Genomic DNA, 25,110 nt, shown 5'->3' on the forward strand with positions numbered 1-25,110 from the left:
GGGCAATGTCGGTCTGCCAGAGACTAAAACTGTACAAACTCCTGTGGCGAGGGGATTTATCCCCGCTGGGCTGCGAAGCAGCCCCAAAACAATCGACTCAATCTGTCTGGTGTATCGAGGCGTTAGTACTTAGGGCTGCTTCGCAGCCCAACGGGGATAAATCCCCTCGCCACAGGATCGGTTCTTCCCAGTAAACTCTGCATCCTTCCAGCCGCCTTTTTTCACGCGGCCATCACCTGTTTTCTGGAGTTTGCCTTGCGTCTGTTCCACACCTCCGACTGGCACCTGGGGCAAAACCTGCACGGCCAGGAGCGCGATTTCGAACACGCGTGTTTCCTCGAGTGGCTGCTGCGCCAGTTGGCCAGCGAAAAACCCGATGTACTGCTGATCGCCGGCGATATCTTCGACACGGTCAACCCGCCGGTCAAAGCCCAGGAGCGGCTCTACGATTTCATCGTCAGTGCCCATGAACAGCATGCCAGCCTGACCATCGTGATGATCGCCGGCAACCACGACTCCGGCTCGCGGATCGAGCTGCCCGCGCCGCTGATGCGACGCCTGCGCACCCACGCCCTCGGCCGGGTGTTGTGGCTGGACGACGGACAACTGGACGTCGAACGTCTGCTGCTGCCGTTGCCCGACGCCAAGGGCAAGATCAAGACCTGGTGCCTGGCCCTGCCGTTCCTGCGCCCCGCCGAAGTCACCGGCGCGCAATTGGGCGACGACTACCTGCGCGGTATCGGTCAGGTCCACGAATGGCTGATCGCTGCCGCCAACGGAAAACGCAAAAAGGGCCAGGCGCTGATCGCCATCAGTCATGCGCACATGGCCGGCGGTTCGGTGTCCGAGGATTCGGAACGCAGCCTGATTATCGGTAACGCCGAAGCCCTGCCCGCCAGCCTCTTCGGCCCGAGCATCAGCTACGTCGCCCTCGGCCACTTGCACAAGCCGCAGAAGGTCAACGGCGAAGAGCGCATCCGCTACAGCGGCTCGCCGATTCCCCTGTCGTTCTCGGAGATCGGTTACCAGCACCAGATCCTCGACGTCACCCTGGACGGCGACACCCTGGTCAAGGTCGAGCCACGGCTGATCCCCCGGGCCGTCAACCTGCAACGCCTGGGCCCGGCGCCGCTGGCCGAGATCCTCGCGCAACTCAAGGACCTGCCGGACATCGACCTGCTGGCCGACGTCCAGCGCCAACCCTGGCTGGAAGTGCGGGTGCGCCTCGACGAACCCCAGCCGGACCTGCGCAACCAGGTGGAAACCGCCCTGCAAGGCAAAGCCGTGCGGCTGGTGCGGATCGCCGCCGAATATGCGGGCAATGGCAACGCTGGAAGCGCCGATGACGCCGCCGCACTGATCGAACTGGATCAACTCAGCCCTCAGGAACTCTTCAGCCGGGCCTGGCAGGACACTTACGGCAACGAAGTGGACGAGCAGACCCTCAAGGATTTCGCCGTGCTGCTGCAAGACGTACAGATGGAGAGCGAGCAACCATGAAGATCCTCGCGATCCGCCTCAAGAACCTCGCCTCCCTGGCCGGTCCTTTCGACATCGACTTCACCGCCGAGCCTCTGGCCAGCGCCGGTCTGTTCGCCATCACCGGCCCCACCGGCGCCGGCAAAAGCACCTTGCTCGATGCCCTGTGCCTGGCGTTGTTCGGTGCCGTGCCGCGCCTCAACAACACCGGGCGCGATGCCAAGGTGCCGGACGCCGACGGCGAAATCGCCACCGGCGACCCACGCACGTTGTTGCGTCGTGGCACCGGCGATGGCTACGCCGAAGTGGATTTCCGCGGCATCGACGGGCGCCGTTATCGGGCCCGCTGGGAAGCCAATCGCGCCCGGGAAAAGGCCGGCGGCAAGCTGCAGGCCAGTCGCCAGAGCCTGCGGGACCTGGACAACGACCAACTGCTGGCGAGTCAGAAAGGTGAATACAAGGCTCAACTCGAAGCGGCCTTGGGCCTGAACTTCGAGCAGTTCACCCGCGCTGTGCTATTGGCCCAGAGCGAATTCAGCGCCTTTCTCAAGGCCGATGACAACGACCGCAGCGAGCTGCTGGAAAAACTCACCGACACCGCGCTGTACACCCGCCTTGGCCGCCGCGCATTCGACAAGGCCAAACAAGCCAAGGAAAGCCACAAGCAGTTGCAGGACCAGGCCACCGGCGTCACGCCGCTGCCTCCCGAGGCGCGGGCCGAGCTGGACGCGCGCTTCAACGAAGCCCAGCAACAGCTCAAGACCCAACAGGCGCAACTCAAGCAGCTAGAACTGCAACATGCCTGGCTCAGGGACCTGCGCCAGTTGCAGGACGAACACGCCAGCGCCGCCGAACAACTGCAGCTAGCCCAGGCCGATTGGAACGCCCTGGCGGACGAGCGCTTGAAACTCACCCGCCTGGAGCAACTCGCGCCCCAGCGCCATCAGTTCATCCGCCAGGCGGAACTGACCCGGCTCCTCGCACCTTTGGCGGTGCAGGTCCGGCAGCTCGGCCAGCAGCAGGTCGACCTGAACGAACAACAGGCGGAACTGGAAAAAGGCCTGGTCGCCGCCCAACTGGCACTGACCTCTGCCCGTCAGCAAAACACCGACAGCGCGCCATTGCTGCGCCAGGCCTTCGAAGAACAAAGCACCCTCGCCCGCCTGATCATGGAGGCCAATCAGGGCACCGAACGCCAGGAGCAGGCGCAACTGGCCTGCACCGACGGCCAGCGCACGATCGACACCCTGCTTGAGCAGCAAAACCAAGTGGCGGCACGCTTACAGCGCATCGCCAGCGAGCTTGAACAAAGCACCCACCTCGCGCCGCTGAGCGATGCCTGGAAGGCCTACCGTGATCGCCTCCAACAATTGATGCTGATCGGCAATCGGCTGAACAAGGGCCAGGCCGAACTCGCTGCACTGGAGCACAGCGCCACACGTGCCGCCGAGGAACTGGTGACCCGTCGGCAAGAACTGGAAGTGCTCTACAAGGAGGCTGGCGCCGAACCCGAAGCGGTGGCCGAACAGATCCAGTTGCTCGGCAATCTGTTGCAAGACAATCGCAAGCAACAACGGGCCTTCGAGGATCTGACGCGGTTGTGGGCCAGCCAGCAGGAGCTGGACAAACGCGGTGCCGAGCTTGAACAACGCCAGCAACAGGCATTGCAGGAGCGCGACCGACTGGTGCGCGAAGGCGGCGAAGCCAAGGCCGAACTGGCGGTTGCCGAACAGACCCTGACCGTGACCCGCGAACTGCTGGCGCGCCAACGGCTGGCCCGCAGCGAAAGCGTCGAGCAGTTGCGTGCGCAGCTCCAGGACGACCAGCCTTGCCCGGTGTGTGGCAGCGTCGAGCATCCGTATCACCAACCTGAAGCGCTGTTGCAAAGCCTCGGGCGCCACGATGAACACGAAGAGGCCAGCGCCCGCAAAACCGTCGACCTGCTCAATGAAAAAGTCATCGACCTGCGTGCGCAATACAGCGGCGTCATTGCCCAGCTCAAGGAGCTGAAACAGCAACAGGAACAACTCACCGCCCAGCAACAGAACCTCGCCCCCAGCCTGGAAGCCCATCCGCTGGCCGCGCAACTGCTGGCGCATGACACGGTCAAGCGCGACGCCTGGCTGACCCAGCAGAACAGCCAACTACACCAGCGCATCGCCCAGGACGAGCAGCGACAAGCCGCCCTGCTGACCCTACAACAGGATGCCGCCCGCCTGTCCCAACACCTACGCAACGCTGAAACGGCGAGCCAGCAGGCGTCACTGCACCTGAGCAATCAGCAGCAGGAACTGGACCGCGATCGCCAACGCCTGGACGAGGAACTGAGCCACTTCAGCGCCCTGTTGCCGGCAGACACCTTGCAAGCCCTGCGCACCGAGCCCGCCGCGACCTTCATGCAGCTCGACCAGCAGATTGCCCAACGCCTGGAGCAACTGGAACAGCAGCGCGATGAGCTCGGCGAACAGCTCCAGCGCCAGCAGACCCTGGAGAAGGAGCAGGATCGCCAGCAGAGCCGCGTCCAGCAACTGGAGTCGGCGCAACAGCAACTCAAGGTTCTGACCGAACAACAGCAGGCCTGCCAGCAAAAGCTCTCGCAACTGCTCGGCGAACACCGCAGCGCCGAACAGTGGCAACAACAACTCGACCAGGCCCTGGAACAGGCACGCACTGCCGAGGCGGCGGCCAATCAGCAATTGCACGAACTGCGCAACAGCCTGGTGCAACTGGCCGCCGAACTCAAAGCCCGCCAGGAACAGGCACAATCCCTGGAGGCCGAACACCAGGCACTGGCCGCCGGCATTGCGCATTGGCGCGCTTCCCACCCCGAACTGGACGACGCGTCCCTCGACGCCCTGCTCAATCTCGATGAGCAACAGGTCGGCCAGTTGCGCCAGCAATTGCTCAACAGTGAAAAAGCCATCGAACAGGCCCGCGTGCTGCTGACCGAACGGGAACAGCGGTTGCAGAATCATCAGGCCCAGCACAACGGCAACCTGTCGCCCGAACAACTGACCGACGCCCTCGCCCACTTGCAGCAGCAGTTTTCCACCAGCGAACAACGTTGCGCCGAGCTGCGTGCCGAACAGGCTGAAGACCAACGCCGACAGAACGCCAACCAGGCCCTGGCCCTGCAAATCGAGCAGGCCTATGCCGAGTACCAACGCTGGGCCCGGCTGGATGCGCTGATCGGCTCGGCCACCGGCGACCGCTTCCGCAAACTGGCCCAGGCCTACAATCTCGATTTGCTGGTGCACCACGCCAACGTCCAGCTGCGGCAACTGGTGCGCCGCTACCGGCTCAAGCGCGGCGGCAGCATGCTCGGGCTGTTGGTGCTGGATACGGAAATGGGCGATGAATTGCGTTCGGTGCATTCATTGTCGGGGGGTGAAACCTTTCTGGTCTCTCTCGCCCTGGCACTGGGCCTGGCCTCGATGGCGTCCAGCACGCTGAGAATCGAGTCGCTGTTCATCGACGAAGGCTTCGGCAGCCTCGACCCCGAGTCCCTGCAACTGGCGATGGACGCCCTCGACGGCTTGCAGGCCCAAGGCCGCAAGGTGGCGGTGATTTCCCATGTGCAGGAAATGCACGAACGGATCCCAGTGCAGATCCGGGTGCAGCGTCAGGGGAATGGGTTGAGTACGGTGGAGGTGAAATAAGGCTATTGAACGCCACTGTGGGAGCGAGCCTGCTCGCGATAGCGGCGGTACAGTCAACATTGATGCAAGCTGACACACCACTATCGCGAGCAGGCTCGCTCCCACAGGGATTGTGGCTTGGCTGACCCGATCAGTCTTGAAGCAGACTCAGTAATCGCTCACGAGCCACTTCCGGCTCGCCCGGCACCGGCTGGGCAGCCGAAACGATCGGGGCGGAATAGAGAAACAGCAGCATCATTGCCAGACGCATCGCCATGGTGTCGATCCTTATGGGAGAAGGAGTCAATTTTTCAGCGTCAAATTTAAACACATGGCTATGTGATATTACAGCGGGATTTTTCAGAACATTCTGAAGCGACTCGCGAAAATGACGAAGCCTGCGATCTTTTCTCTCTATAGGAAGACGAAAAGATCGCAGGCTTCAGTCGGTATCAGGCGTTCAGTGTTGGGTTTTGTGATCCAGTGCAGCGTAGAAATTGGCGCTCTGTTGCAGGTATTTCTCGGTGTAGCTCTGGGTACGATTCTTCTTGTCGCTGATCTCGATGCTGGCGTTGGCTGGCAGCGCCACGGTGGCTGAGATGGCGGAGGCGGCGATGATGGAGAAGAGGTTCAGGTTCATGGCGGTATTCCTCGGATTCAGTTGGCTGGCTTGGCCGGTTGGGCCGTGAAGCAAACTTACGCGCCGAGGCGTCTCGTCTAGAAATGCTTTGCAATGCTAGCCAATATCAGTCCCGTTGATACAACCGCACAGACCCCGCCATACGGGGCCTGCAACCTATCGAGGCTGGATGAACTTGACGTCGCTCGGTGCATCCATCGGCAACTTCTGCACCGTTTTACCCAGCAGGCCGGTCTTTGGATCGCGTTCGAACACCACGATCTGATTGCTCTTCTGGTTGGCAACCAGCAGGAATTTCCCGCTCGGATCGAGGCTGAACTCACGCGGGTGGTCGCCCTCCACAGAGCGGCGTTGCAGTTCTTTCAGGGTGCCGGCAGCCGGGTCGATGGCAAATACCAGCACTTCGTTGCTGGTGCCACGGTTGCTGACGTACAGGAACTTGCCATCCTTCGAGGCGTGCAATGCTGCCGCCGCCCGCGCCGGCTGCGGCTTGCCGGCTGCCAGGTCAACCAGTTGGCGCTGGACCAGGCGACCGTCCTGGTAATCGAACACCGCGACCTGCGCGGTCATTTCCAGGGTCAGCCAGGCGTGCTTGCCATCGGCGCTGAACAGCAGATGGCGTGGCCCGCTACCGGGCGGCAATTGCACGAATGCCGGATCGGCGGCGGTCAGCGGCTGCTCGGGATTGGCCTTGGGATCGTAGTGGTAGACGAACACCTTGTCCGCCCCCAAGTCGTTGGCGAACACATATTTGCCGTCGGGCGAAGACACCGCCGAATGCACGTGGGCCGACATCTGCCGCTCGGGGTTGACCCGGCTCGGCTGGTGACTGCTCAACTGCACGACAGGCGACAGCTTGCCATCGGCCCCTACGGGCAGAACCGCAAGCGTACCGCCCGGATCTTCCAGCACCGAATAGTTGCTGACCAGCAGATGCCGGCCATCGCCGCTGAGGCTGGAATGGGTCGGCTCATTGCCCAGGGACTGCACCTGATTGATCAGGCTCAGAGCGTGGGTGGCAGGGTCGATGGCATAACTGCTGACCTTGCCCACCGGATCCTTCTGCCCGGGTCCGTTCTCGTTGACCACGAACAGGCGGCTCATGTCCGGGGAAAGGGTCAGCCATGAAGGGTTGTCTGTCTTGATCACCTGCAACGGCTTGGCATCGAGCTGGCCGGTGCGGCTGTCGAACTGCAGCCGGTAGACACCTTGGCTCTGGCCCGCCGTGTAGGAGCCCACCAGCAATGGGTAATGCTCATCGGCGTTGGCCTGCATGCCCATGGCCCCCACGCTGCCGGCCATCAACAGTGGCCAGAGGCTACGCATCTTCATGTTCATCATCCTCATCGTCGTGGCCGCTGACCGCTTCCACGCACTCCAGGTGGTGGTCGCCCGAATCGCTGGAAATGATCCAGTGTCTGGTAGCCGGGTCGAACGTCGCGGCCTGCATCTGCGCAGGCGTGAAGCGCCAATGCGCGAGTGTGCGGCCGTTCATGCACTCGACATGCAACTGGTCCTGTTCGTCGAGGGAAAAATCGAAGGCGTGCAGCCCGTCGATGATCAGCATGTCGCAGGTGTCGAGGGCGTACAGCAGGGTGTCGGTTACGGCAGTCATGGGAATCGGTCGGTCGCTGGGAAAGTGAGCATGATAGCTCAATGTCGGAGTTGGCCTTGGGCTATCAAGTTCCGAAAGCGGTGTTGGCTGTGCCATTGCCATCGCGAGCAGGCTCGCTCCCACAGGTCCCGCGTACACCATAGATCCCTGTGGGAGCGAGCCTGCTCGCGATGACGGTGGCACATCCTGCATCAATGCAACTGCCCCACCCCGGAACATCAGAACAACCCCTGCACCTGTTCCAACACCGCACGGTTCATCTGGCCGGTGTGGGTGTGCAGGCTGACATAGCTTTGCAACATGTCGAGCTTGGTGTTGAGCAGGTCTCGACGAGCCTGGAATACCCGTTGCTGAGCGTCGAGGATGTCCACGGTGGAGCGCACGCCGCCCTGGAAGCCTTTTTCCGTCGAGGTCAGCGCCCGCTGGTTGGACTCCACCGCGCGTTGCATGGCCTTGCTCTTGGCGAACCCGGCCACCACCCCCAGGTAATCGGTCTCGATGTTCTCGGCCAACTGTTGGCGCTGCACGTCATAGTCCGACTGGGCACCGGCCAGTTGCGCTTCGGCCTTGGCCACCGAGGCACGCACCACGCCGCCGCGATACAACGGGATATCCAGCTGCACGCCCACGTAATAAGTGTCCTGGCGCGGATCGAGCTCCTGATACTGACGGGTTTCGCGGCGGGTCAACTGAGTGGTCAGCGACAAGCTCGGATAGTGCCCGGCGCGCTGGCTGTCGGCCTGGGCCTCGGCCACTTTCACCGCCGCCAGCCGGGCCGCCAGCTCGGGGCTGGCGTCACGGGCGATGGCCGTCCAGTAACCCAGGTCCTGCTCCGGCGGAATCGGGCTGCCGGGGGGCAGTTCCTCGCGCATCGGCTGGATATCGTCGATGGGCACGCTGGCCCGGCCGGACAACGCTCGCAACGCCGCCACCCGACGGGCCTGGGCTTCGGCCTCCTGGGCCTCGACCAGATCGAGCCGTGCCTGGGCCTCGTCGATGTCGGTGATCGCGCCCTGGCCGCCCTGGTAAAGCTTTTTGCTCTGGATGACCAAGCCATTGATGGCGGCCTTCTGCTGGGCGATCAACTTGATTTCATTCTCCGCCCGGGCCACATCGAAATACCCTTTGGCAACCCGGTCGTACAAGGTCTGGCCGGCGACATCGAACATCTGGATGCCCAGTTGCCCGCGAGCCTTGCCCTCTTGAAAAGCCGCCCAGCGCGCCTTGTCATAGAGCGGTTGTTGCGCCGCGAGGGTAACGCTGTTCGCCTGGTAGTCGTTGCTGTTGACGTAGCTTCTGTCGTCGCCGCCATCGGTGCGTCCGCCGTAACCGTAGCGCGACGTCAAGGATACCTGCGGATAAAGACCGCCACGACCGATGTCCTCTTCGTTCCGGGAAGCATCGAAGGCATGGGTGGCCGATTGCAGGGTCGGGTCATTCAGGCGTGAGGCATCGTAGGCATCGGTCAGGCTCAGGCCCCCTTCGGCGGCCCACGCGGGGCTGATCACCACCCAACTGGTGCACAGGCTCAACAGCATGCCGGAGCGATAAAGCCGACGGTCAGTCATGCTCATTCCTCCTTGAAGGCAGCAAGCAAGCGTTCGCGCAGAGGTTTCATCAGGTAATTCATCAGGGTGCGTTCACCGGTCACCACGGTGACATCGGCGAGCATGCCGGGGCGCACCCACAGGCCGGCGGCCTGCAGCGAGGCGACGGTGTCGGCGGGAATCTCGACCTTGGCGGAGAAGTACGGCTGGTGCGTCTGCTCATTGATCAACTGATCCGCCGACACCGTCGTGACCGTGCCCGTCACCGTCGGTGTGTCCACCCGCTGCAACGCAGTGAAATGCACATGCACCGGCAGCCCCGGGCGCAGCTTGTTGGCCATCAGCGGTTCGAACCGCGCGGTGATCGCCATCGGCGCATCCAGCGGTACGACTTGCATCAGGGTCTGGCCGGCCTGGACGACGCCACCTTCCGTGTGAATGTTCACGTCCATGACCTGCCCTGCCGCCGGTGCACGGATGGCACCGTTGTCGACTTCAAACTGCAAGGCACGGATCTGATCGGCATAACCCGCCGCTTCGGCGGACACTTCGCTGAGTTGGGTTTCGGCATCGCGACGAAACTCCTGTTGCGCCTGCAAGGCCTTGAGCCGACTCTCGTTGATGGACTGGCGGGTCCTGCCGACATCGCCGATCCCGGAAGCAATCTGACCGGCCAGTTGAGCGGCGTTGCGCTCGGCCTCGAAGAGTTTGTTGCGCGGGACATAGCCTTCACGCGCCAGGTCCCGCAGGCCCTCCAGCTCCTGGCGCTGGAAACGCATCTGCGCGTCGTAGTTGCGCTTGACCCCTTCGTAGCCGAGCAGTTGTTGCTCCAGCGCCGCCACTTCGTGCTCGATGATCTGCAAGCGGCTGCCCAGTTCGGCGCGACGGCTCAGGAACAACTGGCTCTGCAATGCCATGGCCGCCTTGACCCGTGGCTCGTCGGCACGGGCCAGCAGGTCCGCCGGCCACTGGATCTCGGCGCTGCCCAGGCGCTCGGCAATCAGGCGCGCCTCGATGCTGCGGTCGTTGAGCAGCTTGCCCAGGGTCACGTCCAGCTGCGATTGGGCCTGCACGATATTAAGCTGCACCAGCAACTGGCCCTGGCTGACGCGATCGCCATCGCTCACCAGCAGTTTTTCCACTACGCCGCCCACCAGCGACTGCACCGCCTTGCGCTCGCCCGCCACCACCACGGTGCCACTGCCGACCACACCCTGGTCCAGCGGCGCCAGACAGGCCCAGAGCAACGCACCGCCCAAGGCCAGCACCAGGAAACCCACGCCATACCGCGCCGCACCGCCGGCATCGGTATTGGCGCCGGGCAACGCACTGACGCTGCGCACGCTCAGCCCATGCTCGCTATACGCTTGTGTGCCTGGGGCCAGATCACGCATCTTCGCCGGCCTCCCTCACCGCGGCCGGGCGCGGACCAGGCATCAACGCCTTGAGTACCCGGTCGCGAGGGCCGAAGGCCTGTTGGATGCCGTCCTTGAGCACGAGGATGTGATCGACCATCGCCAGCACACTGGGCCGGTGGGTGATCAGCACCACCGTGCTGCCGGCAGCCTTGAGCACGGCGATGGCCTGCAGCAGCGCCAGTTCGCCGGCTTCATCGAGGTTGGAATTGGGTTCGTCGAGCACGATCAGCGACGGGCGTCCATACAGTGCGCGGGCCAGGCCGAGGCGTTGTTTCTGCCCGCCGGACAAACCGAGCCCGCCCGGCCCCAGCGGCGTGTCATACCCCTTGGGAAACCTCAGGATCATCTCGTGGATACCGGCGTGACGGCTGGCGGCGATGATCTTGTCGGCATCCTGTTCGCCGAAGCGGGCGATGTTGTCGGCAACGCTGCCGTCGAACAGTTCGATGTCCTGCGGCAAGTACCCAAGATGAGGTCCCAGGGCATCATGGGACCACTGGCTGATCTCGGCGTTGTCCAGGCGCACCGATCCACCCAAGGGAGGCCATACACCCACCAGCGCCCTGGCGAGGGTGGACTTGCCACTGGCGCTGGGCCCCGCCACGGCAAGCACCTCACCCTTCTCCAGATGAAAATTGATCCCCCGCAGGATTGGCTGCGAGGCGCCGGGCGGGCCGACGTACAGCTGTTCCAGACGCACCGCCCCGGTGGGCGGCGGCAACGGCATGCGCAGGCGATCGCGGGGATGCTGGGCCAGGAGCAGGCTCAGGCGCTGATAGCTCTGGCGCCCGGCATTGAACTGTTTCCACGAGCCGATGGCGATTTCCACTGGCGCCAAGGCACGCCCCAGCAGGAGCGACATGGCGATCATCATGCCCGCCGACAACTGCCCTTCCAGCACCAGCAACGCCCCCAGCCCCAGCGACAGCGACTGGCCCGAGATGCGCACGAAACGCGTCATCGAGGTGATACGGGCGCCGCGGTCACTGGCATGGGCCTGGGCGGCGATGATGCGTTGCTGCAGCAGGCTCCAGCGCTGGCGCAACGGCCCGAGCATGCCCAGTGCCTGGATGACTTCGGCGTTGTGCAACGTGCTGTTGACGTAGGCGGCCGACTGCACGCCCAATCGGTTGGCTTCGCCCAGGCGCGTGCGGGTCGCCAGCTCGCCCCACAGCGCCAGGCCGATCAGCACCAGGGCGAGCACCAGGGTCAGCACCCCGAACCAGTGATGAAAAATGAACGCGACCAAGAGGAAGATCGGCAGCCACGGCGCATCGAGCAAGGCGATCAGGCCCTGCCCGGTGATCAGTTGCCGCAAGGTCGCCAGATCACTGAGCACCTGCGCCGGGTTGGCGTTGTGCTCACGCAGGCTGCGGGCAAACGCGGCATCGAACACCCGCTCACCGAGGGCATCGTCCAGCCCCGCACTCATGCGGATCATCACCTCGCCGCGTACCCACTCGATCAAGGCACTGAACATGAACAGGCCCAGGGCGATCAGGGTCAGCATGAACAAGGTGGTTTCGTTGCGACTGGTCAGGACCCGGTCGTACACCTGCATCATGTAGAGCGACGGCACCAGCACCAGCAGATTGATCACGCCACTGAACAGCGCCAGGGACCAGAACACCCGGCGGTAGCTCAACAGCGCGGCATCGATGTCATGACGCGGATCGAGTAGCAAACCCATAGCAAGGCAACCCGCAAAGAAATAGTCGGTCCAGGACGCAATCCATCGCGAGTTTTTTGCCCAAAGGCATTCGAAAAGCCCATCGATACCGCTGACGTGACGCCGCTAGGGCGCCCATTAATGACAACGCTCGAACGGGTTAGTGCCAGATCGGCAGATAGGGTTTACAGGCAGGGTGACAGGCGGAGCGCCTGACTTCAGGAAGGTGTTTCAGGGGTGAAACAGATTGGGAATGGAACGCTTCCTGTGGCGAGGGGATTCATCCCCGCTGGGCTGCGCAGCAGCCCCAAAACCAGACAACTCGGAATCTCAGGCAAATTGAATGCACTGTATTAGGGCTGCTGCGCAGCCCAACGGGGATGAATCCCCTCGCCACAAGTGTTTCATCTAGCTTTTCCCTGTGGCTAGCCCAGGGAAGCCGCCCTCTCCACCTGCCGCGGCTGCCGCGATGTCACCAGCCCGATAAAGGAAATGATCAGCGCCAGGCCAAGGGTCGAGCTCACTTCGCTGCGGTGCTCGGGTGTCACCATCATCACCGCCAGCGCCGCGCAGATGAACACGATGACCAGCCAGGTCAGCCACGGAAACAGCCACATGCGGAACGTCAGTTCGACGTTCTGGCGGCGCAGCAACCGGCGCATGCGCAGTTGGGAGATGGCAATCGCCAGGTACACCAGCAACGCGATGGCGCCGGAACTGGCGAGCAGGAACTGGAACAGGCCGGCGGGCATGAAGTAGCTGAACAGCGTGATACCCGCACCCAGCACAGTGCTGGCAATCACCGCCGTCCGTGGGACGCCGTCCCCCGACGTCACCCTCACGGTCTTCGGCGCATCGCCACGTCGTCCCAGCGAATACAGCATGCGCGAGGCGATGTAGATCGAGGAGTTCATGCAACTGGCCACCGCGATCAGCACCACGGCATCCACCATGAACTTGGCATGGGGAATGTTCATCAGTTCCAGCGCCCGCTGGTAGGACCCCACCGAAGCCAGGAGCGGATCGTTCCACGGCACCACGGAAATGACCACGAAGATCGACAGCAGATAGAACACACCAATGCGCCAGATCACCGAACGCGTTGCCTTGGCAATGTTCTGCGCCGGATTATCGGATTCGGCCGCCGCAATCGTCACCGCCTCCGTGCCGATAAAGCTGAACATGATGGTGATGAACGCCCCGACCACCGCCGACAAACCGTTGGGTGCGAAGCCGCCGTGTTCTTCCATCAGGCGGCTCAGGCCACTGGCTTCGCGCTCGGGAATCCAGCCCATCAGGACGGCGAACCCCAGGGAAATGAAACCGATGATCGCCACGACCTTGGCCATCGCGAACCAGAACTCGAACTCGCCGTACTTGGACACGCTGAACAGGTTCGTCACCGCCAGGGCCACAATCGATACCGAAGCAAACAACCAGGCATCAACAGACGGAAACCACTGGTTCAACACATGACCGGCGGCCAGCGCCTCGATGGGGATCACCAGGACCCAGAACCACCAGTACAGCCAACCGATGGTGAAACCGGCCCAGCGTCCGATGGCTTGGTCGGCATAGGTGGAGAACGAGCCGGTGTCCGGACGGGCCACCGCCATTTCACCGAGCATGCGCATGACCAGCACCACCAGCAGGCCGGAGAACAGGTAGGCCAGCAGCACCGCCGGACCCGCCGCCGCAATGGCATGCCCCGAGCCCACGAACAGACCTGCGCCGATGATCCCGGCAATGGACAGCATGGTGACATGACGAGGCTTGAAGCCCTGTGCCAGATGGCCGTTCGAATCCTTGAAACTGGGGCTGGTCATTTTCTTATTCTCTTGTGATCGACATTGAACGTACCGAAGAACAGACGCTACGCAGAAACGGTGCGCCACGTTACCCGTCTAACTTGCCGGCCGAGTTATCTGTAAGCGCTGCTTTTGTGCCTGATCTCGTCATAAATGGCGTAGCATTTGGCCATACCACGGTCATCCGAGGGGCATTCCAGAGCGTTCGCACTAAAACGCGCATTGGGTTTGCGGGGAGTCAATAAACGGGGATAACGCTGAATCCTGTGGGAGCGAGCCTGCTCGCGATGGCGGCTGCACTTCAATATCAATGCAAGCTGACCCACCGCTATCGCGAGCAGGCTCGCCCACAGGGGGTTGCGGGGAGTCGACTAAATCCGGGGTCAGTGACCTGGCCCGGCCCCCAGGGATTCGGCCATTCGAACCAGGTCGGCGAACGATTTGGCGTGCATTTTCTTCATCGCATGAGCGCGGTGGATTTTCACGGTGATTTCGCTGAGGTTCATCTGCCCCGCGATCTGCTTGTTCATCAGGCCCTTGACCGCAAAAGCCATCACTTCTTTTTCGCGGGCGGTCAGTGTCTGGTAATGGGCATGCAGGTCGGCCGATTGCTGCTGGGTTTCGCGACGCTTGATGTCGGCCTGGAGTGCGGCGGTCACCGCGTCCAGCAGGTCCTGTTCACGGAATGGTTTTGCCAGGAAATCCACGGCGCCGGCTTTCATCGCCTTGACCGACATTTCGATGTCGCCGTGGCCGGTGATGAAGATGATGGGAATATTCGAATCCGACTCCGCCAACCAGCGCTGGAAGTCCAGGCCGCTACTCCCCTGCAGTCGTACATCGAGCACCAGGCAACTGGCGCAATCGGTCTTCGGCTGCTGAAGAAACTCCGCGGTGGAAGCAAACGTCTCGACGCGGATCCCGACCGAACGCAACAGATTGCTCAACGCATCGCGAATGGAGGCATCGTCATCCACCACGAACACCATGGAATCCTTGCTGCCCGGATCATGGGATGAGGGACTACCGTTCATGCGCGTTCCTCTTGGGTGGACGGAAAAAAATTGTAGCACAGGCCACTAGGCCACCAAGTGCGGCTCCAGCGCCGAAATCAACGCGAACAGATCATGGGGGCGATGGAAGCAGGCGTCGACCTGGGCACTGTAGCTTTTTCCGCTGACGCACCAGCTGCAGAAATGCTCGCAGTTATTGAACAGCACCCTGTACTGTTTTTCACCCAATCTGGAGCGCGCCCGATCGGCGATTTCTTCGCTGGAGTATTTGCAGGGCTCCTGGAGCACCCAGACCGGTTTGCCGTTGGCAAAATGCTCAAGATCGGTCACTTCGATAGGCCCCGGCCGGAGCGAGCCACTGAACCCCGAGTAATGGGCGACGTCCGCCCCACCCAGGTAGATCCCGTGATGCAAGTAGAACCGACGCGGGCTGATCAGGTGTGCGCCGATCGGCACCTGGTCCGCAGGCTGCTGGACATCGACCGGCCGCAATGAAACATCTACCAGGTGCGCCGACCGCTGATTGCAGTGGCGCGGTTCGGCGGGCCTGTGGCTCTCGGCGATCGGCATGCTCAAACGGTAGAAAGCGCTCGTCGTGATGAGCGCCATGCAAATCAGCGCGATCGAACGAAGGGATGACAGTTGTTCTGCTGCTCTGGCGGTCAAGTTGTTCACGACACATTCTCCGCAGTCCTTGATGGGGAATATATCGCCGGGGCTTATCGCGTTTCATTTGTACGTGGGTTGGTTCCCGTGACCGATTGATATGCGGCCCCTAAACCTAAGTATTAAACCGGCGCCCTCACGGGCGCACGATGGGCAGCGTGAATTGTACAGTGGCGCCCCGCGGTGGGTTGGCGATGGCCCGCAGGCAACCGCCATGGGCCTCGATGATCGAGCGACAGATCGACAGCCCCAAGCCCAGGCCGGTGGGCTTGGTGGTATAGAACGAGGTGAACACCAGGTCGGTGCTTTGCGAGGCGAACCCCGGGCCCGTGTCGCTGACACTGACGAGCACACAACCCGCCTCGCCCAGCGTCGCGCAGATCACCAGGTGCCGCTCGCCTTCGCTGACACTGCCCATGGCCTCCAACGCATTCATGATCAGGTTGAGCAGCACCTGTTGCAGCTCTACCCGGTCACCTTCGATCAAGGGCAAGCCGTCCATGAACTGCGTCTGTATCGAGGCGCCGCTCTTGATGATCTGACTACGGGTAAACTCGATCATCTCTTCGATAGCCGCGTTGATGTCCACCGGGCCCTTCTGCGGCGGTGCCTTGCGGATATGTCCACGGATCCGGCCAAGCACATCCGCCGCTCGATTGGCATCGAGGATGAGGCGTTCCAGTACCTGGCGGACCTCTTCGATTTCGGGTGGCTGGGCGTTCAACCAGCGCAACGCCGCATTGGCGTTGAGGATCGCGGCGGCGATCGGCTGGTTGACTTCGTGGGCAATCGAAGCCACCAACTGCCCCATGGTCGCCACGCGGTTGGCATGGGCCAGCTCGGTTTGCACCTCACGATAGCGGCGTTCGCTTTCACGGATTTTTTCTTCCGCCTGCCTGCGCTCGGTCAGGTCCAGTACAAAGGCAACCCCCTCATTGCTGCCCGCTTCGAACAAGGCCAGGCCGACAATGACCGGCAAGCGACTGCCGTCCTTCCTGAAGTATTCCTTCTCGTAGGGCCGGGTGTGTCCGGTCAACAGCGCCTGCGCCAACGAGCGGTCGCTGAGCTCCTGGAACTCCGGCACGGTCAGGTCTCTCCAGCGCAGGCCGCAGGCAAGGTCTTCTCGCTGGTAACCCAACATGCGCAGGAACGCATCGTTAGCCTCGATGATGTGCCCGTCGGCATGCCAGACGAGAATCCCGATGATGTTGGCGTCCACCAGGCGGCGGATCTTCGCTTCGCGCTCGGCGACCTCGCGGTACAGGCGGGCGTTTTCCAGGGACACGGCGGCCTGTGAGGCCACCAGCTTCAACACGGCGATCCGGCTGGGACTGAACACATGGGCCGCCAGATTGTTTTCCAGATACAGCGCACCGACCAGCTTGGCCTGGTTGGTCAGCGGCAGGCACAGGATCGAACGGGCGTGCTGCTGACGGACGTAGGGGTCCGTGGCGAACGGGGCCTCGACCAGTGCATCGTCCAGCACCACGCTCTCGCGGGTGCGCAGGACGTGATAAAGCACCGACTCCGGCAACAGCGCCGCGCTCACCGGCGCATTGCGCAGTTGAGTGGTGGTGCCATCGGCGGTCACTTGCGCAGCGATCCGGTGCTCACCGTCCTGGGACAGGATCAGCAGCCCACGCTCGGCGCCGGCCTGTTCGATCGCCGTGCCCATGACCGTGTCGATCAGTTTTTCCAGGACAATCTCGCCCGACACGGCCTGGGAAACCTTGAGCACGGTGGCCAGGTCAAGGTGCTCGACCGGTGTAGCCATCGTTGTCGTCGGGCCGGGCGCAGGTTCTTCGGCCCTGAGCGCCGGGTACTTGTCCTCAAGTTGCCGCACCTTGCCATCGGCACCCCAACGCAGATAACCGTAACAGGCATCCTGCAAATAAACGCGGGCGATCTTGCCGAAGCCCCGCGCCCGGTAGAAACGCGCGGCAAGCTCATTGGCAAGCGCCTCGACATGAACAAAACCGCTCGCCAGGGCGGCTTCCATGGCTTGCTCGTAGAGCAATTCGGCATCGATCACCCGGCCCTCGACCCGGGCGATCTCGGCACCAACCAGGGCCGCACGGCTGGCGAAATTTTCCGGACACTGCCGGGCCCAGCCCTCAAGCCACTGGTGGTCGGTTGCCATGGCGAGCAAGTGCTGCGCCTGCTCGTCCGCCGAGACACTATCGCAGCAAGCGGCCCGGGCCAGTGCGCTGTAGAAGTGATATTCGGCTTCCTCGAAGAACGAGTGGGACGTCCAGAGCAACTGCTCGGCCTTCGCAGCGGCTTCCATCGCTGCGTCCGGATCGTCGGCCATGTAGCGGGCCTGTAGCTTGCGAACCCAGTACCAGCATTCAGCCAACGCCAGATCGGGATTGCTGCTCAAATGTGCTTCGGTACCCGACTCGTTCGAATCGCCGTCATCCAGGCGACCGAAGGTCGGCGTCAAGCCCCGGATCATCCGGATCAGAACCCGTTGCGTGGCGATAAAATCAGTCACCAGCCCGAAGCGCACCTTCCTGGCGTATACCAGTCCCCGCTCGGCTTCATCCTGTACCTCGGACAACGGCTCGCCGGCGAAGAGAAAATCGGAGGTGAGGCTGTTTCCCGCATAGGCGCCATATGGCAGATCACCGATCCGGTTCGCCGCCGTGAAGGAACGACGCAACAGGTCGCGGCATTGCCCCACCGGTTTCATCCAGCGCACGGCAAAGTTCGAAAAACACAGGTAGGTGCTGGCTTCGAATCGCTTCAGGCCGCGTTGATCAACGAGTTCGCAACCCAGCCGACCGAACCGGAAGCCCACCTCATAGTCACCAAACCGCCGACCGGCGACCCTGAACAGGTTGGCGTAGAGCACGCAGGAAGCGTCGCAGTTGCCCCACTCCAGGCTCAAGGTAATTGCCTTGCAGATCAACAGGTCCGTCAGGTTTGCATCGGTCTGCAAAGCCGGCGGGAAGAGCTTGCTCAGCGCATTGACCGTCACCAGGGATGGCGCGTCCTCCATCAGCGGCAAATCGATGAGGTCCTCGATTGCCCGCCCCCCTAACAACGAGCCAATACGGTCGTACTCACGACGCACCTCATCGTCACCCGGATGGGCCGACCACTCGATACCCACATGCCGCAGGTAGGCGAGACAGACCTCGACCGCGCCGTCGCTGCGATCCAGCAGCAGGTACACGTCCATTTGCAGGCACGCGACGCTGGCGCGCTCGATGACGGTCACTGCGCGCTTGGCCAACGCTGTCAGGCGCTCGTCCGCCATGCTGAGCTGCCCGGTCAGGAACTCGCATTCAGCCCTGTTCAACGACAGCGCGAAAATCAGTTCATGCCGACGCGCCCAGCAGTCATCGTCCAGCAACTGGGTGCCGGTCGTGAGGTAGTTGAGCGCCGAAGCGTAGGCCGTCGACGCCTTGGCGCGCTGTCCGGCGATCAGGTTGAATTCCGCCAACTGCTCGCGTTCACCCTGGTCGGTGAGCAATGCGGCGCCGCGATTGAGCTGCCCCACGATTTCAAAGATCGCCTCGTCCCGACCTTGTGACGACGTCTGTGCGGCGAGCAGCCGCCCGATTCTCAGGTGGACCTCGGCACGTGAATGCTCGGGGATCAGTGAATAGGCGGCCTCATGAATACGGTCATGGACAAACCCGTAGGCGCCATCCAGCCGTTCGACCAGTTCCAGTCGAATCGCGTCCCACAGGACCGTCCGAACCTGCGCCTTGGGGAGTCCCAGGACGGTCGAAAGCGCCTTGATCCCGGCGACGTTACCCAGGCAGGCAAGCTGCTGCAGCGCCTGCTGTGTCTCCATGGGCAGGCGGACCAGTTTGCCAACCATCAGATCCACGACGTTGTCGGTATAACCCTTGGCATGGATGCGATCCGGATCCCACCACCACTGGCGGGCGGCATGATCGAAGGTCAGCAACTGCTCATCGGCCAGCGCTTGCAGAAACTGGATCACGAAAAACGGATTGCCGGCGGTTTTATCCAGCACCAATTGCGCCAGGGGCTCGATACGTGGGCGCTCGTCATGAAGCGCCTCGGCGATCAACTGCTCGATATGCACTTTGGTCAGCGGCATCAACGTGATCTCGCTGACCTTGCCGTCCGCACTTCGGATCGCCTGGAGTTTGGCGACCAGGGGGTGCGTGGCATCCACCTCGTTGGTGCGATAGGCACCGACCAGCATCAGATGCCGCACATCGCTGCTGGTCAGCAAATCCTCCAGCAGATCGAGGGTCGCCGCGTCGAGCCACTGCAAATCGTCGAGAAACAACGCCAGCGGATGGTCTTCGCGGGCGAACACACCGATAAAGCGCCGGAACACCAGCAGGAAGCGGCGCTGCTCCTGCTGGGGATCCAGGGATGTAACCGCCGGCGGCTCGCCGATGATCAACTTGAGTTCGGGAATCAGGTCGGTCATGAGCCGTGCGTTGGTGTCCAGTGCCTCCTGCAAGGCGTCACGCCACCTCGCCAGCTCTGCGTCACTCTTACCCAACAGCGTGCGCACCAGGCTCTGGAACGCCTGCACCAGCGTCGAGTAGGGAATATCACGCCGGTACTGATCGAACTTGCCACTGGCGAAGAGCCCTCGCGGCGGCACCAGCGCCTTGTGCAACTCGTTGACCACCGAAGACTTGCCGATACCGGAATAACCTGTGACCAGCACCAGTTCCGGTGAGCTGCTTCGCACGATCCGCGAAAACGCGGCGACCAGGGTGTCGACTTCTTGCTCACGACCATAGAGTTTCTCGGGGATCAGCAACCGATCCGACGCGCCATGTTCACCCAGCGCAAAGGCATTGATGTGGCCCAGTTGTTGCCAGTCCGCCAGGCATCGCCGCAGGTCGTGCTCGACGCTGGCAGCCGTCTGGTAACGCTCCTCGGCGGTCTTGGCGAGCAGCTTCATGACGATCTGGGAAAGCATCTCGGGAACGGTTGCGACCCGTTCACTGGGGGGTAGGGTTTTCCTGGCGATATGGCAGTGCACCCACTCGATCGGGTCAGACGCGGTGAACGGCAGCGAGCCGGTCAACATCTGATAGAGGGTGACGCCGAAGGAATAAAGGTCGCTGCGCGAATCGATCGAGCGATTCATCCGACCGGTCTGTTCGGGGGCCATGTAGGCGAGCGTGCCGGCCAGGGTCTCGGGCGCCTGTCGTTCCCGGGGCAAGCGCGAGGCCAGGCCGAAACCGGTGAGCCGGGCCTGGCCGTCGGTGCAGTTCACCAGGATATGGCTGGGCTTGATGTCTTTATGGACAAGGCCACACTGGTGCAGCTTGCCCAGTGCCACGGCAATGCCCACGGCAAGCCGCAGGAACGTGGCGGTCTCCATGGGTGCGATCAAAAGTTGCATGAGCGGCACGCCACCCGGGTCTTCGAGCACCAGGTGCATCTGGGCGCCTTCGCGCAGCATTTCCAGGGGGCGCACCGACCAGGTGTTCTCCAGCTCGTCCTTCAGGCCGAACTCATGGGCGAGGCGGCCCAGGCAGCCGGGGCGAGGTTGCTCGCCCGCGGGCCGGGCAACCAGCACAGAATACTTGCCCTCCGCGCCCGAACGCAGTTGCCGACAGAAGGTACGCTCACCATCGTCCCATAGTATTTGCATGCTGTTTTCCAGGGCACGGGAACAATAAATCGTGGGTCATCTACCGCAATGCTGCTCACTTAAGAAAGTAGATGGACCTGTGGCGAGGGGATTTATCCCCGTTGGGCTGCGAAGCAGTCCCCCTCAACCTGTCTGACACGCCGCATGCTCAGTTTTTGGGGGCGCTTCGCGCCCCAACGGGGCGGTGCGACGTTTCGATAAATCCCCTCGCCACAATGAATCGGGCTGCGCACGTTGCCGTCGGGAACGGAACGAAACGAGTCGTGTCACCGGCCTGTAGATTAACGCCTGGCGAAAGCCCTTCACAGCTATTTCCGTTGGGCCGGGCTGGACCGGACTCATTGAACAGGACGGAACGACCCTTTGGTCTTAACTAGTTATACGTAGGTATACTTCTGCGCCTTGCGAGACCGCGTATCGTGTAATTCACGACAGGCGCTGTCACGAGCGACCCCTTATGGAAGACACCCAGATAGGCACCACGCAAACCATTGCAGTCGTCGACGATGACGAATCCGTTCGGGCCGCCCTCAAGAGCCTGTTGCGCTCCAGCGGCTACGACGTTCGCACCTATTGCAGCGCCTTGGACTTTCTTGACACCGCCGGCCCCGCCGGGACGAACTGCCTGGTCTCCGACATCCAGATGCCGGGCATGAGTGGCGTGGAGCTGCACGAGCGACTCGGCGCGATGGGCTTCAAGATCCCCACCATATTCATCACCGCCTACCCCGGGAAAGTGTCCCACCTGGGCGCCGGCACCCCTGGACTGATTGCCTGTCTGCCAAAGCCTTGTGAGGCCGACCGGCTGCTGGAATGTATCGAAACCGCCCTCAGCCAGCGGCACTGACCCTCTGCACTCATACCTTCGTATAGTCTGCCGCCACTGACGTATGGTTTTTCTGAACCGATGTAGAAGTGCGCCCGTAAGCCACTCCCAATAGCATGGACTCACGGCGGGCGACTCGCCCGTGAATCTTGCGGGGAACTGGCTATGTCGGCATTTTTCGAGTCACCCCACCGCATCCTGAAACGATTCAGTATCGGCCTAATCGGGATGGGGGCCATTTCCCTGGCGGGCTGCATGGTCGGCCCCGACTTCATGAAACCCGGGAACGACCTCGACGCCCTGCAACTGACACCCCGGCCCGAGCATGCCGGCGCTCCCCCCATGTCCAGCGCCGCGGTTCCAGCCCAATGGTGGCTGCTGTTCAACGACCCGACGCTCGCCCAACTGCAAACACAAGCCCAGGCCGGCAACCTCGATCTGCAAATGGCCTCCGAGCGCATTGAACAAAGCCGGGCGCAACTGGGTATCACCTCTTCGCAGTTGCAACCCAACGTGGGCGCCTACGCCAGCTACACCCGCGAGGCCCTCAGTGAAAACGGCAAGTTCGCCGCCCTGGGCGCTCCTACCGGGGCGACCAATTTCTGGCAGCTTGGCTTCGATGCCAGTTGGGAGATCGACCTATGGGGCCGGGCCCGACGTGCCCGTGAAGGTGCTGCCGCGATCCTGGAAGCCACGGTGTATGACCGCGAAGCCGCCCGGGTCGCCTTGTCCGCCGAAGTGGCCCGCACCTACCTGCAATTGCGTGGAACCCAGGCGCAGCTGGATATCGCCCGGCAAAACCTGTCCGTCGCCGAACGGACCCTGGGCCTGGCTGAAAGCCGCGAACGCAATGGTGTCGCCACCCACTTCGAAACCGCGACCGCCCGCGCGCAACTGGCGACGATCAAGGCCCTGCTGCCGGAACTGGGCCAGCGCCGTAATGCCCAGATGAACGCACTGGCGTTGCTGCTGGGCGAGCAACCCCGCACGCTCGACGCCCAGTTGGGCCCGGAGATGCCCTTGCCGACGCTGCCCAGCCACATACCGGTCGGCGTTTCTTCCGAACTGGCCCGCCGGCGCCCCGACATCCTGCGCGCCGAAGCACGGCTGCATGCCGCGACCGCTGACATCGGCGTCGCCAAGGCCGACTTCTATCCACGGATCGGCCTCAAGGGACGCATCGGCGTGGAAGCCTTCAACAGTGGGGACCTGAGCAGTTGGGATTCACGCATCTTTTCCATCGGCCCGACGGTTTACTTGCCGATCTTCCAGGGCGGTCGGCTGACCCAGCGCCTGGAGCTGAATGAATCACGGCAGAAAAGCGCCGCGCTCGCCTACCGCAAAACGGTGCTGCGCGCCTGGCATGAAGTCGACAACGCCCTGGATGCCTGGGCCGCCCAACAGCGCCAGCACGACGAACTGCAGGTGTCCTTCGAGCAGAACCAGCAGGCACTGCATGCGGCCGAGCGCGGCTATCAGCAAGGCGCCGCCGATTATCTGAGCGTGCTGACGGCACAACTCAACGTGCTTGCCAGTCAGACCCGCCTCAACGCCAGCACGACCGATGCCACGCTCACCGTGGTCAATCTCTACAAGTCCCTGGGTGGTGGCTGGGATCCGGAGGGCGGGCAATGAACGTCGCCGCCGTGTCGCCGGTCGGCGTAGCGACTGGCCAGGCGCCCCAGGTCCAATCTGCCATTCGCCCGCTGGTCGGCCTGGTCGGCATTTTCCTCGCGGCCATGATGGCCGGGCTGAACACCCGGGTCGGCGCCCTGGCGCTGGCGGATGTCAGGGGGGCGCTGGGCCTGGGCTTCGACGACGGCTCCTGGCTGACCACCGCGTACAGCGCCGGTGAGCTGATCGCCATGCCCTTTTCGGCGTGGTTCGCCCTGACACTGTCGCTGCGTCGCTTCGAGCTGTGGATGCTCGGCACCTGCACCCTGCTCGCCTTGATCCTGCCGTTCATTCACGACCTGGAGCTGCTGCTGACCTTGCGTTTCGCCCAAGGCATCGCCAGCGGTACGACGATCCCTTTGCTGATGATGGCCGCCCTCAAATTCCTGCCGCCGGCCATCCGGCTGTACGGGTTGGCGTTGTATGCGATGACCGCGACCTTCGCGCCCAACCTGTCGATCTGGCTGGCCGGAAGCTGGACGGATGGGCTGCACGACTGGCGCTGGGTGTATTGGCAGATCATTCCCCTGGCCCTCGTCGCCGCCGGCCTGATCGCCTGGGGACTGCCCCGGGAGCCCGTCCAGGTTCCGCGCTTTCGCCAGGCCAATTGGTCCGGCATGGCGTGCGGTGTACCGGCGCTCGGCCTGATCACCGTCGCGCTGGACCAGGGTGTGCGCCTGGACTGGTTTCACTCGCCGTTGATTACAACATCCCTGGTGATGGGCCTGACCTTGATGGCGGTGTACCTGTTGACCGAGTGGTACCACCCCTCGCCATTCATCAAGTTGCAGATCCTCGGACGCCGCAACCTGGGCCTGGGCTGCACCCTGTTCCTGTCGTTGCTGGTGGTGCTGATGTCCAGCTCATTGTTACCCGCCAGTTATCTCGGCCCGCTGCAGAACTATCGTCCGCTGCAAATGGCCTCGATCGGGCTGATTGTCGCGTTGCCGCAACTGGTGCTGGGGCCTGTCGTGGCGCTGTTGCTGTACCGCAAGTGGGTCGATGCGCGCATCGTGTTCGCCTCGGGTTTGTTGCTGATCGCCCTGGCGTGTCTGTGCGGAGCACAACTGACCGCCGACTGGAACCGTGACCAGTTCGTCCTGGCGCAAACCCTACAGGCCTTCGGACAACCGATGGCGGTGGTATCGATGTTGTTCCTGATCACCAGCGTGGTGCAGCCCCCCGAAGGCCCTTATGTGTCCGGCACCATCAACACGCTGCGGGCCTTTGGTTCACTGTTCGGCGCGGCGGTGATCGGTCAGCTCATGACCGTGCGCGGCCGTTTCCATGGGGAAATGTTGCTGGATCAAGCGGCCCTGGCCGGCAATGCCCTTGTCGTGCCCGAGCCGTCATCGCTGATGGGCATCGTCAGCCAGCAGGCGCTGGTGCTGTCCATCGCCGATGCCTATCGCGTGCTGGGGGTGTTGGCACTGCTGATGATTCCCCTGGTGCTGCGGCTGACCTACATCCCGGCGCCTGTCTTGACGCCTCCTTCTCCCTCACACGGGTAAC

The 25,110-nt window shown here is 62.7% G+C and carries 16 protein-coding genes; 5 read left to right on the forward strand and 11 right to left on the reverse strand.

Features of this window, described 5'->3' with window-relative positions; genetic code table 11:
- The first annotated feature begins 255 nt into the window (after positions 1-255).
- Both LOY67_RS15540 and LOY67_RS15545 read left to right on the forward strand, forming a co-directional pair.
- Positions 256-1,500: an exonuclease SbcCD subunit D C-terminal domain-containing protein gene (locus LOY67_RS15540; RefSeq protein WP_265063331.1), complete on the forward strand. Its 1,245-nt coding sequence runs from the start codon at positions 256-258 to the stop codon at positions 1,498-1,500.
- The gene (locus LOY67_RS15545; protein ID WP_265063332.1) at positions 1,497-5,138 is read left to right on the forward strand and encodes an AAA family ATPase; all 3,642 of its coding nucleotides are present in this window, start codon (positions 1,497-1,499) and stop codon (positions 5,136-5,138) included. Before LOY67_RS15540 ends, LOY67_RS15545 begins: the two co-directional genes overlap by 4 nt.
- Positions 5,139-5,268: 130 nt before the next feature.
- On the opposite strand, the gene LOY67_RS15550 is transcribed toward LOY67_RS15545, so the two are convergent.
- The 11 genes from LOY67_RS15550 to LOY67_RS15600 form a co-directional block, all read right to left on the reverse strand.
- Positions 5,269-5,394, reverse strand: coding sequence for a hypothetical protein (locus LOY67_RS15550; protein WP_265063333.1), 126 nt, complete (start codon positions 5,392-5,394; stop codon positions 5,269-5,271).
- A gap of 183 nt (positions 5,395-5,577) precedes the next feature.
- A complete protein-coding gene (locus tag LOY67_RS15555; protein WP_024779691.1) occupies positions 5,578-5,757 on the reverse strand; it encodes a hypothetical protein in 180 nt (59 codons plus the stop codon).
- Between the two features lie 156 nt (positions 5,758-5,913).
- Entirely contained in the window at positions 5,914-7,089 is a 1,176-nt protein-coding gene (locus tag LOY67_RS15560) for a lactonase family protein (protein WP_265063334.1), read from the reverse strand.
- Positions 7,076-7,372 carry a DUF5629 family protein gene (locus LOY67_RS15565; RefSeq protein ID WP_265063335.1) on the reverse strand — a complete coding sequence of 99 codons (297 nt, stop codon included), beginning with the start codon at positions 7,370-7,372 and terminating at the stop codon, positions 7,076-7,078. The genes LOY67_RS15560 and LOY67_RS15565 overlap by 14 nt, the downstream gene beginning before the upstream one ends.
- Before the next feature lie 218 nt (positions 7,373-7,590).
- Positions 7,591-8,940 (reverse strand): TolC family outer membrane protein, encoded by a 1,350-nt coding sequence (locus LOY67_RS15570; protein ID WP_265063336.1) that lies wholly within the window; start codon positions 8,938-8,940, stop codon positions 7,591-7,593.
- A 2-nt stretch (positions 8,941-8,942) separates the two neighbouring features.
- Positions 8,943-10,313 (reverse strand): HlyD family type I secretion periplasmic adaptor subunit, encoded by a 1,371-nt coding sequence (locus LOY67_RS15575; protein ID WP_265063337.1) that lies wholly within the window; start codon positions 10,311-10,313, stop codon positions 8,943-8,945.
- Entirely contained in the window at positions 10,306-12,027 is a 1,722-nt protein-coding gene (locus LOY67_RS15580; RefSeq protein WP_265063338.1) for a type I secretion system permease/ATPase, read from the reverse strand. Before LOY67_RS15580 ends, LOY67_RS15575 begins: the two co-directional genes overlap by 8 nt.
- Before the next feature lie 404 nt (positions 12,028-12,431).
- Positions 12,432-13,832: a GABA permease gene (gene gabP, locus LOY67_RS15585; RefSeq protein ID WP_265063339.1), complete on the reverse strand. Its 1,401-nt coding sequence runs from the start codon at positions 13,830-13,832 to the stop codon at positions 12,432-12,434.
- Positions 13,833-14,197: 365 nt separating this feature from the next.
- Positions 14,198-14,848 (reverse strand): response regulator transcription factor, encoded by a 651-nt coding sequence (locus tag LOY67_RS15590; RefSeq protein ID WP_265063340.1) that lies wholly within the window; start codon positions 14,846-14,848, stop codon positions 14,198-14,200.
- 45 nt (positions 14,849-14,893) lie between these two features.
- On the reverse strand, positions 14,894-15,502 hold the full coding sequence (locus LOY67_RS15595; RefSeq protein WP_413776134.1) for a lecithin retinol acyltransferase family protein: 609 nt from the start codon (positions 15,500-15,502) through the stop codon (positions 14,894-14,896).
- A gap of 127 nt (positions 15,503-15,629) precedes the next feature.
- A complete protein-coding gene (locus LOY67_RS15600; protein WP_265063342.1) occupies positions 15,630-21,098 on the reverse strand; it encodes an ATP-binding sensor histidine kinase in 5,469 nt (1,822 codons plus the stop codon).
- A gap of 457 nt (positions 21,099-21,555) precedes the next feature.
- Here LOY67_RS15600 and LOY67_RS15605 point away from each other — a divergent pair, with 457 nt between their 5' ends.
- The 3 genes from LOY67_RS15605 (at position 21,556) to LOY67_RS15615 (ending at position 25,109) form a co-directional block, all read left to right on the forward strand.
- Entirely contained in the window at positions 21,556-21,945 is a 390-nt protein-coding gene (locus LOY67_RS15605; RefSeq protein WP_265063343.1) for a response regulator transcription factor, read from the forward strand.
- A 144-nt stretch (positions 21,946-22,089) separates the two neighbouring features.
- The gene (locus tag LOY67_RS15610; RefSeq protein ID WP_265063344.1) at positions 22,090-23,559 is read left to right on the forward strand and encodes an efflux transporter outer membrane subunit; all 1,470 of its coding nucleotides are present in this window, start codon (positions 22,090-22,092) and stop codon (positions 23,557-23,559) included.
- Positions 23,556-25,109 carry an MFS transporter gene (locus LOY67_RS15615; RefSeq protein ID WP_265063345.1) on the forward strand — a complete coding sequence of 518 codons (1,554 nt, stop codon included), beginning with the start codon at positions 23,556-23,558 and terminating at the stop codon, positions 25,107-25,109. Before LOY67_RS15610 ends, LOY67_RS15615 begins: the two co-directional genes overlap by 4 nt.
- Position 25,110 lies beyond the last annotated feature (1 nt).

This window comes from Pseudomonas sp. B21-056 (genome assembly GCF_026016325.1).
Lineage (GTDB): Bacteria > Pseudomonadota > Gammaproteobacteria > Pseudomonadales > Pseudomonadaceae > Aquipseudomonas.